The organism is Agrobacterium sp. ST15.13.015 (assembly GCF_027871645.1).
Classification (GTDB): Bacteria; Pseudomonadota; Alphaproteobacteria; order Rhizobiales; family Rhizobiaceae; genus Agrobacterium; species Agrobacterium leguminum.
This window is the reverse complement of the sequence record NZ_JAQAHF010000004.1, coordinates 112,252-125,674: the sequence shown is the minus strand read 5'-3', so window position 1 is coordinate 125,674 and position 13,423 is coordinate 112,252. Positions and strand designations below refer to the sequence as shown.

The 13,423-nt window shown below is 58.8% G+C and carries 12 protein-coding genes; 5 read left to right on the top strand and 7 right to left on the bottom strand.

Annotated features, from left to right (window positions below):
- Window positions 1-189 precede the first annotated feature (189 nt).
- Window positions 190-1,365 carry a DUF3095 domain-containing protein gene (locus PIB16_RS07815; RefSeq protein ID WP_078051760.1) on the top strand — a complete coding sequence of 392 codons (1,176 nt, stop codon included), beginning with the start codon at window positions 190-192 and terminating at the stop codon, window positions 1,363-1,365.
- A gap of 131 nt (window positions 1,366-1,496) precedes the next feature.
- Here the strand turns inward: PIB16_RS07815 and PIB16_RS07810 are convergent, their stop codons facing one another.
- From PIB16_RS07810 to PIB16_RS07795, 4 genes are all read right to left on the bottom strand, one after another.
- On the bottom strand, window positions 1,497-1,817 hold the full coding sequence (locus PIB16_RS07810; protein WP_003524068.1) for an ArsR/SmtB family transcription factor: 321 nt from the start codon (window positions 1,815-1,817) through the stop codon (window positions 1,497-1,499).
- 540 nt (window positions 1,818-2,357) lie between these two features.
- Window positions 2,358-3,404, bottom strand: coding sequence for a choline ABC transporter ATP-binding protein (gene choV / locus PIB16_RS07805; protein ID WP_035260963.1), 1,047 nt, complete (start codon window positions 3,402-3,404; stop codon window positions 2,358-2,360).
- The gene (gene choW / locus PIB16_RS07800) at window positions 3,401-4,252 is read right to left on the bottom strand and encodes a choline ABC transporter permease subunit (RefSeq protein ID WP_059754593.1); all 852 of its coding nucleotides are present in this window, start codon (window positions 4,250-4,252) and stop codon (window positions 3,401-3,403) included. Before choW ends, choV begins: the two co-directional genes overlap by 4 nt.
- Before the next feature lie 284 nt (window positions 4,253-4,536).
- A complete protein-coding gene (locus PIB16_RS07795; RefSeq protein ID WP_423748608.1) occupies window positions 4,537-5,439 on the bottom strand; it encodes a choline ABC transporter substrate-binding protein in 903 nt (300 codons plus the stop codon).
- Window positions 5,440-5,825: 386 nt separating this feature from the next.
- Between PIB16_RS07795 and PIB16_RS07790 the strand changes: the two genes are divergently transcribed.
- From PIB16_RS07790 to PIB16_RS07780, 3 genes are all read left to right on the top strand, one after another.
- A complete protein-coding gene (locus tag PIB16_RS07790) occupies window positions 5,826-6,407 on the top strand; it encodes a thymidine kinase (RefSeq protein ID WP_104679568.1) in 582 nt (193 codons plus the stop codon).
- A 113-nt stretch (window positions 6,408-6,520) separates the two neighbouring features.
- Window positions 6,521-6,973: a pseudoazurin gene (locus PIB16_RS07785; RefSeq protein WP_104679569.1), complete on the top strand. Its 453-nt coding sequence runs from the start codon at window positions 6,521-6,523 to the stop codon at window positions 6,971-6,973.
- Between the two features lie 238 nt (window positions 6,974-7,211).
- The gene (locus PIB16_RS07780; RefSeq protein WP_104679570.1) at window positions 7,212-8,363 is read left to right on the top strand and encodes a DUF2333 family protein; all 1,152 of its coding nucleotides are present in this window, start codon (window positions 7,212-7,214) and stop codon (window positions 8,361-8,363) included.
- A gap of 30 nt (window positions 8,364-8,393) precedes the next feature.
- Here the strand turns inward: PIB16_RS07780 and PIB16_RS07775 are convergent, their stop codons facing one another.
- Window positions 8,394-9,110: a helix-turn-helix transcriptional regulator gene (locus PIB16_RS07775; RefSeq protein WP_271045356.1), complete on the bottom strand. Its 717-nt coding sequence runs from the start codon at window positions 9,108-9,110 to the stop codon at window positions 8,394-8,396.
- Between the two features lie 100 nt (window positions 9,111-9,210).
- Window positions 9,211-9,732 carry a TIGR00645 family protein gene (locus tag PIB16_RS07770; RefSeq protein ID WP_003524933.1) on the bottom strand — a complete coding sequence of 174 codons (522 nt, stop codon included), beginning with the start codon at window positions 9,730-9,732 and terminating at the stop codon, window positions 9,211-9,213.
- A 358-nt stretch (window positions 9,733-10,090) separates the two neighbouring features.
- Between PIB16_RS07770 and PIB16_RS07765 the strand changes: the two genes are divergently transcribed.
- Entirely contained in the window at window positions 10,091-12,331 is a 2,241-nt protein-coding gene (locus PIB16_RS07765; RefSeq protein ID WP_271045355.1) for a TonB-dependent hemoglobin/transferrin/lactoferrin family receptor, read from the top strand.
- A gap of 56 nt (window positions 12,332-12,387) precedes the next feature.
- Here the strand turns inward: PIB16_RS07765 and PIB16_RS07760 are convergent, their stop codons facing one another.
- Window positions 12,388-13,311: an extensin-like domain-containing protein gene (locus tag PIB16_RS07760; RefSeq protein WP_271045354.1), complete on the bottom strand. Its 924-nt coding sequence runs from the start codon at window positions 13,309-13,311 to the stop codon at window positions 12,388-12,390.
- Window positions 13,312-13,423 lie beyond the last annotated feature (112 nt).

Genomic DNA, 13,423 nt, shown 5'->3' with positions numbered 1-13,423 from the left:
CATTTTTGAATTCCGAGCCTTCCACTCAACTCATACGGAAGGTTTGATGATTTATGCAAGTCACTTTGCTGGATTAGCTCTATTAGCGGTAAATCAATCGCTGGATCGGCCGCGATTGCGCCGTGTGAATGGACGCATCGACCTTCCGTAAACGCTTGGCGTTTGGCCGCCGCTGGAGGATAATACGCTATGATCGCAGCAGATGAAGAATTTCTGACGGGCCTGCCCGTCTTCCGGCATTTTGAAGACGTGGCCGACCCGGCACTTTATCGCGCCCTGCCGCCGGGATGGGGGCTGGCCATCGCCGATATCATCGATTCGACCTCGGCAATCGGCACCGGCCGCTACAAGGCCGTCAACATGGCGGGTGCGGCGGTCATATCGGGCGTATCGAACAGTCTCGGCCGTCACGACCTGCCCTTCGTTTTCGGCGGCGATGGCGCTGCCGTCGCGGTGCCGCCGCACGGGCTGTCTGTCGCACGCACCGCGCTTTCGAATGTACAGCGCTGGGTGAAAGACGATCTCGATCTTGCCATGCGCGTGGCGCTGGTTCCCGTCGAGGATATTCGTGAAAATGGCTTCGACATTCGTGTCGCGCGCTTTCAGGCGAGCGAGGACGTTTCCTACGCCATGTTTTCGGGCGGCGGCAACAGTTGGGCGGAAGCGCGAATGAAGGAGGGGCAATATGCCCTGCCGGCAGCCGAAAAGGGCGAACGCCCCGATCTCACCGGCCTTTCATGCCGCTGGAACCCCATTCCGGCCACCCATGGCAAGGTGGTGTCGATCATCGCCGTGCCGGGGGCGTCGCGGGACATGCCGGCATTTCGCCAACTCGTCGTAGATCTTGTCGATCTCGCCGAACAGGACGCAAGACACGGCCACCCCGTGCCCGAAGATGGGCCGAAACTCGGTTTTGTGCGCGAGGGTCTCGGCCTTGAAGCCCGGGCCGGCGCTGCCTATCGCGATGTCTGGGGCAAGATGCGCCGCTCGTTTCGCGTTCTCGGCGAGTCCCTGCTCGTCAATCTCTTGAGTGTGACGGGGCTCTCGTTCGGACCGTTCAATGCGATACGCTACCGGCGTTCGGTCGCGAGCAACACCGATTTCAGGAAATTCGACGACGGCCTGAAGATGACGGTGGATATCGACGCCGCACGGCTCGAAAAAATCCGCGCGCGGCTGGAACAGGGCCGCCTCTCGGGAAGCTGTTATTACGGCCTGCACGAACAGGATGCCGCATTGATGACCTGTATCGTTCCGTCTCCGCTTTCGCGAGACCATATGCATTTCGTGGATGGTGCCGACGGCGGATATGCGGCTGCGGCAAGCCGTCTCAAGCAGCAGATACAGCTTGCTGCGCCGGTCTGAAAAGCGCTCCAATACGCAGCCCCGATTCTTGTGCCGGATGCGCCCGCAGCGAAGGCCCCTGAAAAGAAAAACCGGCGTCGTGCGCCGGTTTCAATCAAGTGATGCTGCCGGGCCTTAACAGGGCCGTGGGCTCATGCAGCGGTCTTGCTGCTCTTCTGCGCCTGGCAGTAAATTTCCTCGAGGGATGCGAGGATTTTTTTCACGGATTCGGAATTGCTGGAATAATAGATGGTCTGCGCATCCCGTCGTGTCTTCACCAGCCGCTGGGCACGCAATTTCGAAAGATGCTGCGAGAGAGCGGACTGGCTGAGACCAACCTGTGAAGCGAGAACACCGACCGGCACTTCCGTATCCACCAGCGTGCACAAGATCATCAGGCGCTTGGGATTCGCCATGGCTGAGAGCAAGTCTGCAGCGGCGATGCTATGTTCCGACAGAGATTGATTATCCATACGCTCAAGTCTCCTGATGACAGTCGAAAAAGACGGTCATGGTGGCTATTATAGGTGTTCCAAAAGGTGTTTTTATAATTCAGTCGATACGTTGTATATACCTAAATCTTGCTTATATCGTGTCCCCTTCAAAGACTATTCTTCACCGATTATTTACTTAAAATATTGTGACCAAATTATCAGCTTTTTGCCTGTTTTTTGTCAATTTGATGATAAACCCATGTATTAGCGGCAGTATTTATAAGCAATAAACGATAAAAAGTTGAGCACCTCAATCTTAACACCCGACGCCGGATTTTGGGGTGACAATCTATTACCACCTTAAATTTAGCAGCGAGCTAAAGAATCTAGATTAACTTTGCGCAATTTTCTCTAAGTTTGCAATATGATTTTTATTAGTAATTATTTTCATGCATAACTTGTGATATCAAAAATATTCTTTGCTACCGTGGGAAGGTATAACTTGCGCCGTAAAGATCTTCTGGAAACAGAAAAAGGGCCCTCCATGGAGGGCCCTTTCTTTTTCAGACAGGCGAATCACTATTTTTTGCGGTGACGCGTCAGCCCCGCGACAACTTCATCGGCGGAAATCGTGCCGACGATAGCACCGTTGTCGACGACGCCGATCGCGCCGGAATGTTTTGACAGCGCATCGAGAATATCGATGAGCGGCGATGACGGGCGGGCGGTGGCGGCGACTGTCATCTGCCCGTTGCGTTCGTCCACCCCACGCTTCATCACATCGGCGGCGGTCAGCATGGAGATCGGGTTCATGTTCTGCACGAAATCCGCGACATAGGGCGTGGCCGGCTGCTTGACGATCTGCTGCGGCGTTCCGCACTGGATGATGCGTCCGCCCTCCATCATGGCGATACGGTTGCCGATGCGGAAGGCCTCATCCAGATCGTGGCTGACGAAGAGGATAGTTTTCTTCAGCCGGCTCTGGAACTCCAGAAGCTCGTCCTGCAGACGGCTTCTGATGAGAGGGTCGAGAGCCGAGAACGGCTCGTCCATCAACAGGATCGGCGCGCCGGTGGCAAAGGCTCTCGCCAGCCCCACACGCTGCTGCATGCCGCCGGAAAGCTCTCCTACCTTCCGGTCGGCCCAGGCGGAGAGATTGACCAGCTCCAGCTGCTCAGCCACCATACGCTTGCGCTCGGCTTCCGGCACGCCGGAAAGCTCAAGCCCGAAGCCGACATTGTCGGCCACATTGCGCCAAGGCAGAAGGCCGAATTGCTGGAAGACCATGGAGACCGTGTGCATACGCAGGTCGCGCAGCGCTTTCGCCGTCGAGCGATAGGGATCGACATAGCCGGACTTGGTCTTCACGCCGACATTGCCGCGCACCACGGGCGCAAGCCCGTTGACAGCCCTCAGCAGGGTCGACTTGCCCGAGCCGGAAAGACCCATGAGCACGAGTATCTCGCCCTCGCTGACCGAGAGCGAGGCATTGGCGACGCCGAGAACCAGTCCGGTTTCGGCATTGATCTCGTCACGCGTGCTGCCCTTGTCGATCAGCGGCAGCGCCGCATCGGGCCGGTCGCCGAAAACGATATCGACATTTCCGAAGATGATGGCGTCACTCATAGATCATCCTCCGCGCCGGGAAGGCGGAAAAGCCGGTCGAGAACGATCGCCAGTATGACGATGCACAGTCCCGCTTCGAAGCCCATGGCTATATTGACGGTATTGAGCGCGCGCACCACCGGCACACCCAGACCATTGGCGCCCACCAGGGCGGAAATGACCACCATCGACAGCGACAGCATGATCGTCTGGGTAAGGCCGGCCATGATCTGCGGCGCGGCGAAGGGAAGCTCCACCTTGCGCAATACTTGCGAAGGCGTGGCGCCAAAAGCGACGGCCGCCTCCACCAGCGCCGGCGGCGTCGAAACGATGCCGAGACGGGTGAGCCGCACCGGGGCTGGAATGGCGAAGATGACGGTGGCGATGAGCCCCGGAACCATGCCGAGACCGAACAACACCAGCGCCGGGATCAGATAAACGAAGGTGGGGATGGTCTGCATCAGGTCCAGCACCGGTCGCATGCCGGCATAGATCCACTTGCGCCGCGCCGCCAATATGCCGAGCGGTATGCCGATGATCATGCACACGGCGCTGGCGGCGATGACGAGCGCCAGCGTTTCCGTCGTCGCCTTCCAGTAGCCCAGATTGATGATGAGCAGCAGGCCGAGCGCCGTGAAGACCGGCATGCCGACAGAGCGGCGCGTCCAGGCGGAAAGCGCCGTCAGGATCGCCACGATGATGAGCGGATGCGGCGCCTGCAGCACATAAAGCAGGGCGTTGATGACGCTTTGGAAAATGAAGGAAAGCCAATCGAAGAAAAAAGCGAGATTGCCGGTCAGCCAGTCAATGGCCTCCTTGGCATATCGGCCGACGGGCAGGCGGTTTTCAGGAGCGCTGAGCCATTCCACGGTAAGAAAAGACCTTTCGTGAACTAAACAATTCCGGCAAAAGTGCAGAGCGGTTTTGCGTCCGGAATTGCGCAGACAACAAAGAAATAGAGCATCGTCATCCCGTTTCACCGGGATTGCTCCAATGCAGAAATGACGGCCGGCAGCGGAACTGCCGGACGCGGTGCTGGCGCATGACCCTCAATGTCTGAAAATTCACAGGCAAGGTCATGCATGGGCATCGTTATTTCCCGCTGATCCGGCCTGCCGCGCAGGCCGGAAACAGTCATGCATCGTCTTGCGGCTTAGAGGCCGAGAGCCTTCTTGGCAGCAGGCAGGGCGTCAGCACTGCCGTCCCTGGTCTTGACGTTGGCGAGCCAGGGCTCGATCGCCGTCGGATTGGCCTTCAGCCAGGCGGTTGCAGCCGCCTCGCCGTCAAGGCCGTCATTCAGGATCTTGCCCATGATCTCGTTTTCCATGGGCAGGGAAAATTGCAGGTTCTTGAGGAACGCGCCGACATTCGGGCACTCCTCGACGTAACCCTTGCGGACATTGGTATGGATCGTCGCGCCGCCGAGATTGGGGCCGAAGACCTCGTCGCCGCCGGTCAGATAGGTCAGCTTGAAATTCGCATTCATGGGATGCGGTTCCCAGCCGAGGAAGACGATGGGCTCGCCGGATTTTTCGGCGCGGGCCACCTGGGAGAGCATGCCCTGTTCGGACGACTCGACCACCTCGAATGACTTCAGACCGAAACTGTCCTTGGCCACCATGTCGAGAATCAGGCGATTGCCGTCATTGCCCGGCTCGATACCATAGATCTTGCCGCCGAGATCGGCGCTGTGGGCGGCGATGTCCTTGAAATCCTTGATGCCGAGTTCGGCACCCTTGGCGTTGGTCGCCAGCGTGTATTTCGCGCCGGTCAGGTTTTCCCGCAGCGTCTCCACGGATTTGTCTTCGCGATAAGGCGCGATATCGCCTTCCATGGTCGGCATCCAGTTGCCGAGGAAGACGTCGATGTCCTTGTTTTTCAGGGATGTGTAGGTAACGGGTACGGAGAGAAGCTTGACGTCGGTTTCATAGCCAAGGCTTTTCAGAAGCACTGTGGCGGTCGCCGTCGTGGCGGTGATGTCGGTCCAGCCCACATCGGAAAAGCGCACTGTGCCACAGCTTGCCGGTTCCGCAGCACCGGCCGCACTGAACGTCATGGAGGAGATTGCTGCGGCCAGGGCCAGACAGCGGCTTCTATTTGCAAACATATGGCTTGCTCCCTGTTTTTTCGTTCCCTTGCCATTATCAATATCTGCCGGACACAATCAACTCGCGCGCATTTGCGTGCTTTGGCGCACCGTTTGCGACAAAATGGTGAAAATGTCGGTATTCAACGGTGCAATGTCGAAAAAGGGCAGACCGTAGAAATCTGTGTTTTTCCAACGGCCATACTTTTCAATCCGCGTCTTCGCCGTCAAAAGACGCTGGATGCAGCATCGGCTGGAAAACCGGGACAGGTTTGTGAGGCACGGTGTGCCGATTGAAGAGGTTGGAGCATTTAAACGCACGTAGGAATGATGCAACGGTGCTCCGGGAGTGGATAATGGCAAAACTCTATTTCAATTATTCGACGATGAATGCCGGCAAATCGACCATGCTGCTGCAGGCATCCTACAATTATCAGGAGCGCGGCATGCGCACACTGATCTTCACGGCCGCCTTTGACGACCGGGCCGGCGTCGGCCGTGTCGCCTCGCGAATCGGCCTCTCTTCCGACGCCCTGACCTTCGATGAGAATACCGACCTGTTCGCCGAGGTATCGGCCCTCACTGCCGAAGCGCCGGTCGCCTGCGTTTTCATCGATGAAGCCAATTTTCTCTCCGAGCACCATGTCTGGCAGCTTGCCGACATTGTCGACAGGCTGAACATCCCGGTCATGACCTATGGCCTGCGCACGGATTTTCAGGGAAAGCTTTTCCCAGCATCGAAAGAACTGCTGGCCATTGCCGACGAGCTTCGCGAAATCCGCACCATCTGCCATTGCGGCCGCAAGGCGACGATGGTCGCCCGCTTCGACAATGAAGGAAAGGTCGTGACGGAAGGCGCGCAGATCGATGTCGGCGGCAACGAGAAATATGTTTCCTTCTGCCGCCGCCACTGGGTGGAGACGTTCAAGGGCAAGTGAACATCTGCGTCCGGTTGCCGCATTTGATTTTCCGCAAAGATGGCTCCCCCGCTCCTGGGCTAAGACGACGGCGACACATTCGCGTGGATGTGCTTTCTCTCAGGAGCAAAACTATGCAGAACAGAACTGCCAAATTCGCCGGCCTCGCCATTCTCGCAGGTCTTTTCGCCTTTCCCGCCCTTGCTGCCGAAATCGAAGTGAAGATGCTCAACAAGGGCAGCGACGGTCAGGCGATGGTCTTCGAGCCCGCAACCGTCAAGGCCGCCATCGGCGACGTCATTACCTTCGTCCCGGTCGACAAGGGCCATGATGCGGCAGCCGTGAAGGACATGATCCCCGAGGGTGTCGCAGACTTCAAGGGCAAGATGAACGAGACGGTGAAGTTGACGGTCGAGAAGGAAGGCGCCTACGTCGTCAAATGCACACCGCATCTGGGCATGGGCATGATCGCGCTCGTTGTCGTCGGCGATGCCGCGCCGGCCAATCTGGACGCCGTCAAGAACGGCAAACTGCCGAAAAAGGCGCGCGACCGGCTGAACGACGAGATCGCCAAGCTCGGCCTTTGAGGACATATCCCTTCGGTTCCGCGGCGGCTGTTCCTCCACAATCGGTGTGGAAAGCCATAATGGCCGGCGCGGACCGCAGGTTGAGAAAAGTTTCGCAATCATGTTGTATCCCGGTTGACCGGGACATATCTGGAAGACAGTAAATGACCGCGGTTTATACGAAGCGCCGAAGGGCGCGGGTGGGCTGCGTGTTTTTCTTCCGGCGTCCAGCCCCACGGGCAGAGGAGACTATGACGACATGATCGACCGGATCTCCGCTTTGATTCAGGCAGCCTTCAGCGCCATCGGCAGGGCCGCCGGTCTTCTCGTCGCCTGGCTTTTGTGGCCCTTCATGGCCGCCCACGGCTGGTACAGCGGCCGCAACTGGCTCATCAAGGGCCCGATCGCCCTCATCGTCATTCTTCTCGCCGGCTTCTACGGATATTTCATCTGGCAAACCCAGGTCTGGACGAATTTCGACCCGGATTACGTCGCGCGCTACAAGCTTGAAGAGCGCACCGTGCCTGCCGGGCAGGAATTGCCCGCCCCCGCCCCGGCGGGTGGCGCAACGGGCGCCGCCGCAAACACATCCGCGCCGGTCTGCCAGCGTTCGGCCATCGTCGACGCAGCCGCCGATCTCACCGATTTCAACGTCAACCAGAACGCGTGGATTTCCTCCATGCTGCTCTATCGTCTCGGCCTTTTCGGCATGGACTGGGACAGCACGCCGTTTTTGGACAACAAGGCGTCTTTCCAGCGTGGTGTAAACCAGGCCGTGCGCCGCACCTCGGTGGAACTTGTGGATACGCTCGGCCGCGTGCGCGGAACCTCCGGCATCAACAACAATCTCCAAGAAGCGCGCGGCAACATGCAGTTCAGCGAGTATTCCTGGTATTTCGGTCTCGATCCCTTCGGCCCGAAGACCCCGACCCCCAGCTATTACCGCGCCGCCATCCGCAGCTTCCAGGCCTTCAATGGCGAACTCGCCGCCTGCAAGGCCGTCTTCGATACCCGCGCCGACAACCTCATCCAGTTCATCGACCGTATCGCCGGCGATATCGGCTCCACGTCGGCAATTCTGCGCGAACGCTCGGAAAATTATAATGGCGGCTGGTTCGATACCCGTGCCGACGACCGCTTCTGGTTCGCCTATGGCCAGCTCTACGGTTATTACGGCGTGCTTTCCGCCGCCGGATCGGACTTCGCGCAGGTCATCCGCGAGCGTAACCTGACCAACCTGTGGAACGACACGCTGTTGCAGACCCGCGCAGCCCTGCGCATCCAGCCGGCGATCATTTCCAATGGTGAGGAAAGCGGCTGGATCATGCCCTCGCACCTCGCCACCATGGGATTTTACGTTTTGCGGGTCCGCTCGAATCTCGTTGAGCTTCGCTCGGTTCTCGACCGGTAAGGCGAGGCCTGCCGGGAACGACAGGGTCGATCAGTCTATCAGGCCAAGGCGTATGGTCTTGGCCACCAGCTGGGTGCGGTTGACGCAGTCGAGCTTGCGGATGGCGTTGTTCATATAGGCATTGACGGTATGTTCCGAGATGGACAGAAGCTCGGCGATCTCCACGGAGGTCTTTCCCTGCGCCGTCCAGCGCACCACATCGAGTTCCCGCTTCGTCAAAGGCGATGGACCTTTTGAGTTGGTGCGGCAAAGCCGATCATAAACCTCCAGCGCATGCAGCACGATCATGCCCAGCTCGTTGAGCGCGGCTTGCGGCAGGATATCGCGATCGCCTGCGAAATTCATCAGATGCCGGTTGCCGTACATGCCGTGAACCGGCACCATCAGACCGGACGTAATGCCCATGCTGCTCAGCGAGGCCGCCGCATCCACCAGCGGTCCGCAGGCAATATCCGGATCCTGCAGCGACCAATATTGCGGCATCATCGATGAAGCGCCGCGCTTGATGACGGGACACTCCCCAAGCGCGCCGTCCCTGGTCATCGCATTCACGACCCAGATGGGCAGGCTGCTTTCGACAACCGTCGGCAAGGCATAGGCATTCTGGCCGCCGGGCAAGCGCAAAAGGGTCACATAGGCGTAACCGAAGGCGCACATCACTTCCCGCAGGGCCTCCAGCCATTGGGATTTGTCGGCCGCAGCCGACAGATCGTCGCAAAGTCTGGCCTGACGCTCCGTCTTCACCATTCACGCACCCTCGACACGCCGGGACGCAGCGCCCGGAGCGTAAAACATGCGGCTTGGCCAGAACGGGGATACGACCTTCATATCGGCTGGACCATCCTGATCAAAGCACCGGCTTTTCGGATTTGTCCTTCGGCTTGGCCATCAGTTTTTCCAGGAAACCGAGCATGACCGCCGAGACGACAAAAGCCAGATGGATGATGGTGAACCACATCAGCTTGCTGTCCGAATATTGACTGGCGTTGAGGAAGATTTGCAGCAGGTGGATCGACGAGATCGCCACGATCGACGATGCGACCTTGATTTTCAGACTGCCGGAATCGAGCTTGCCCAGAAAGGAAACCTCGGCATCGGCATCGTCGAAGCGGCTGACGAAGTTCTCGTAACCGGAAATCATCACCATGACGATCAGGCTGGCGACCAGCGCCGCATCGATCAGACCCAGCATGGCGAGGATCATGTCCGCTTCGTCGTAGGTGAAAACGTTCTTCGCAACTTTCAGAAACTTGAGCGCGAAGGAAAACGCATAAACCGCCAGTGCCGCGACGAGCCCGAGATAAAAAACGACGAGCAGCCAGCGGCTGGAGAGGATGATCCGCTCGACGAGCAGTTCAAGAGACTTCATTTCCGTATCCGATTAATAATCTGTTTATTGTTGGGGCATGGTTTGTTTCGCCATGTAAACTGGCTGCGAATATCCTAGCAAGCGGCAATGTCGGGACTTTGACCGTACCGTGGCGTTTTCACACCCCATTCACCAATGAGGTTCTAGAGCGGATAAGCGTCATATTTTTGCAACATACTGTTATGCTTTAAAACATGATGCAAAAAGTCATATATAATATGTTGACAGTTATCGTCATGTTTTTTAGTCCTCGCTTATCGGCTCGCCCGTAACAATCAAAACAGTTTCAGCCGCGGCGGCAAGCGCGGCGTGCTTTTGCACGCCGTGGCCCATTCGCGCGCCTACCTGGGGGTAATTAATGTCCATTTCGCGCACGCATTCCGCGCTGCTTCTGTGCACTGCCATCTCTCTTCTGCCGCTTGCCGGCCCCGCGCGGGCCCAGGACGCCGCGGCGCAAGCGGACGAGGCCACCACGCTTGAAAGGATCGTTGTCAAGGGCAAGCGCGTCAAAAGCGCCAATGCCGCCGCCGACACGCCGCTGGCGAGCCAGACCACGGCGGAAGACATCCGCAAGAAGGATATCGGCAGCATCAAGGACCTCGGCAATAGCACGGAGCCGGGCGTCGATTACGTCGATGCCAAGCCCGGCCGGCCCGGCGGCCTGTTCATCCGCGGCCTCGGCGGCGCGCGCGTCGTCACCTTGATCGACAATATTCCCGTTCCTTATTTCAACAATTTCGCCCGTCAGGGTCAGGCAACCACCACCCTCAGCGATACGAGTTCGAGCTTCGATTTTTCCTCGCTCTCGACGGTCGATGTGGTGCGTGGCGCAGATTCCAGCCGTATCGGCTCCGGTGCCCTCGGCGGCGCACTGGTGCTGCGCACGCTCGATCCGGAAGACCTGATCGGCGAAGGCAGGGACTGGGGCGGCGTGGCCAAGACCACCTATGACAGCGAAGACAGAAGCGTGGGCGGATCGCTCGCCGTCGCCAGGAAGATCGAGAATACTTCGGTCCTGTTCCAGAGCTCCTACAAGCGCGGCAACGAGACGGACAACAAGGGCACCGCCGATATCTACGGCACGCGCCGCACCAAGCCCAATCCCGCCGACACCTATGAAAGCAACCTGATGTTCAAGATCCGTCAGGATCTTGAAGGCGGTCACAGCATCGGGCTGACGGCCGAGCGCTATTCTCTGAGAAACCGCAGCGACATGAAGACCCTGCAGGGCGTCAGCGTTTCGGGCTCGACCTACCGGATCGGCGACTACCGGGGTTATGAGGATACCGAGCGCGATCGCGTATCGCTCGATTACGAATACGAAGCGCCCTCGACCGACGGCTTCATCGACGCCGCCAATCTTTCGCTCTACTGGACGCGTCTTTCCAAGGAATCCGGCGCCGGCGACCGCCTGACCAACAATTCGCTTTATATTCGCGAAGACAGCATGCGCAACAGCGCATTCGGCATCGTCGGCGGCCTTGAATCCGGCTTCGAGCTTGGCGGCGTGCAGCACACGGTCCGTTTCGGCGGCAACGCCATGACAACCGATTTCAGCCAGGAGCTTTTCGCCAACACGGCCGGATCGACCTCGTCCTCGCAATCGGACATGCCTGACGTGAGCGGCAAGAGCCTCGGTCTTTATCTCGATGACGAAATCGCCTTCGGCAACGGCTTCCGCCTGACCCCCGGCCTGCGCTTCGATTCCTACGATTACGATCCCGATGGCTCCGTTTCCAGCAACAGCGGCTACCGAACATTCGGCCTGCCGAGCGGCAACAGCGGCTCGCGCTTCTCGCCGAAGCTTCTTGCCACCTATGACGTCACGCCCGAACTGCAGCTTTTCGCACAATGGTCGATGGCCTATCGTGCCCCGACGATCAACGAACTGTATCTGAACTTCTCCAACGTCAGCTCCGGTTACGCTGTTGTCGGCAACTCCGCCCTCAATCCCGAGACCAGCAACGGTTTCGAGATCGGTGCGAACTACGCCTCCGGCGACCTCACGGGAAGCCTGACGCTGTTCCACAACAAGTACAAGAACTTCATCGAGCAGTACACGACGTCGACGACGCTCTTCCCCGGCTTCGGCGGCAGGGGCAACGGATCGCTCTTCACCTATCGCAACCGTAACAACGTCGAAATCTCCGGTGTCGAAGCCAAGGTCCGCAAGGACCTCGCCAACGGCTTCTTCGCCCACGCTTCGCTTGCTTACGCCTATGGCAAGGACACCGATACCAACGAATTCATTCGCACGGTCGCGCCCTTCAAGTCCGTCGTCGGCATCGGCTACGAGCAGGACGTCTGGGGCACGGAATTTACCGGTGTCTTCTCCTCCGGCATGCGTGACGACAGGGTGGCCAACACCTTCGACGCCCCCGGCTATGGCGTTCTCAACCTGACCGGCTGGTGGGAACCGGAACAGACCAAGGGCCTGCGCATCCAGGCCGGTATCTATAACCTGTTCGACAGGAAATACTGGAATGCCGTCGGCGTTCGCGACGTGAACCCGAATTCCGTCAGCACCGTCAACCAGCCGGCCGACTTCTATACGGAAGCCGGACGCACCTTCAAAATCTCTCTGACCCAGAAATTTTAAACCCGGGCAGAAACATCATCTCCAGTCGGGGCGGCTTTCGGGTCGCCCCTTTTTTATCAGCGGCAATAGAGATAGCCGCCCCTGCGCTCCAGCACGTCGAGATGCAGGTGGTCCTGATGGGTGGCGTCGCTGCCGGGGGAAAGAACCGTGCGGAAGAACAGGCAGGCGGCGGCGGTAATCGTGCGCTGGAAAGCGCCTTCCGGCGTTCCGTCTTCACCGCGCGGCTTCATCACCAGCGGCTCGCCCTTATCGAAGGCGATCGTGGAAATATCGACGGCATTGCCCTTGGCATGTTCGGAAATCTTGCCGTTTTCCGCGCTGTTGCGGTTGCGGCAGATATAGGTCGAGGCATTGGCGATGGCCGTCACCTTTTTCTCCGGCATAGCCAGAGCCGCCGCCGGCAGCATCATTTCCTTTGTCCAGCGGGAAAGCGCAAGAGCGGTTTCGCAACGCATGGTGCCCGATGGTTCCAGCTTGATGCCGGGCAGAAGCACGGAAAGCTCGACAGGCGCTTCGATGCCGCAGCCCTGCTCCGCATCCCGGATCGGTTCGAGCTGTTTGAATTCCGCGCCGATATCCTTCAATGCGCCAAGGCATGCCTGAAGCGCGGCCGGGTCTTCCGGTTTCACCGGCTCCGGCGGCTTCTCTTCCGGTTTTGCAGCGTCAACATCCGGCTTGCGTTGTTCACCCTCCTCTTTGCCCTCATCCGCCTTGCCTTCGACGCCTTTCTTGCTGTCATCGGACCCCTTGTCTGCCGGCGTCTTGCCGTCATCCGGTTTCCCCACTTCCGGGGCCTGCGGTTTCGGGGCCGGTTTCGGCGCTTCCATCGGGCTTTGCGGCGGCTCGTCCGATGGCTTTTCCGAGGGGGTGGCGGATTGCCCCTCACCCGGTTTCGGTTGCGGCACCGGCACCTGCGCCGGCGGTTCAGAGGCGGAAATCAATGCGAGGGTGGTTACCAGAAGACACAGGCGATGAAGCATTTTTCGGGGCACTCCTGACCGTTTCGGCAGGAGTGCAACGCCGCCACGGCCCGTAAGGTTCATTCCCTCACCGAAATCCGCTTGCCAAGGCGGATCGTGCGCGCTAACAATT

Bases quoted from the DNA above. Each gene is read 5' to 3' on its own strand.
- PIB16_RS07795 (WP_423748608.1), bottom strand. From the start codon at position 5,439: ATGACGTTCAGTGCGGCCGGTGCTGCGGAACCGGCAAGCTGTGGCACA.
- PIB16_RS07775 (WP_271045356.1), bottom strand. From the start codon at position 9,110: ATGGTGAAGACGGAGCGTCAGGCCAGACTTTGCGACGATCTGTCGGCT.
- PIB16_RS07780 (WP_104679570.1), top strand. From the start codon at position 7,212: ATGATCGACCGGATCTCCGCTTTGATTCAGGCAGCCTTCAGCGCCATC.
- choV (WP_035260963.1), bottom strand. From the start codon at position 3,404: ATGAGTGACGCCATCATCTTCGGAAATGTCGATATCGTTTTCGGCGAC.
- PIB16_RS07790 (WP_104679568.1), top strand. From the start codon at position 5,826: ATGGCAAAACTCTATTTCAATTATTCGACGATGAATGCCGGCAAATCG.
- PIB16_RS07770 (WP_003524933.1), bottom strand. From the start codon at position 9,732: ATGAAGTCTCTTGAACTGCTCGTCGAGCGGATCATCCTCTCCAGCCGC.
- PIB16_RS07785 (WP_104679569.1), top strand. From the start codon at position 6,521: ATGCAGAACAGAACTGCCAAATTCGCCGGCCTCGCCATTCTCGCAGGT.
- PIB16_RS07765 (WP_271045355.1), top strand. From the start codon at position 10,091: ATGTCCATTTCGCGCACGCATTCCGCGCTGCTTCTGTGCACTGCCATC.
- PIB16_RS07760 (WP_271045354.1), bottom strand. From the start codon at position 13,311: ATGCTTCATCGCCTGTGTCTTCTGGTAACCACCCTCGCATTGATTTCC.
- PIB16_RS07815 (WP_078051760.1), top strand. From the start codon at position 190: ATGATCGCAGCAGATGAAGAATTTCTGACGGGCCTGCCCGTCTTCCGG.
- PIB16_RS07810 (WP_003524068.1), bottom strand. From the start codon at position 1,817: ATGGATAATCAATCTCTGTCGGAACATAGCATCGCCGCTGCAGACTTG.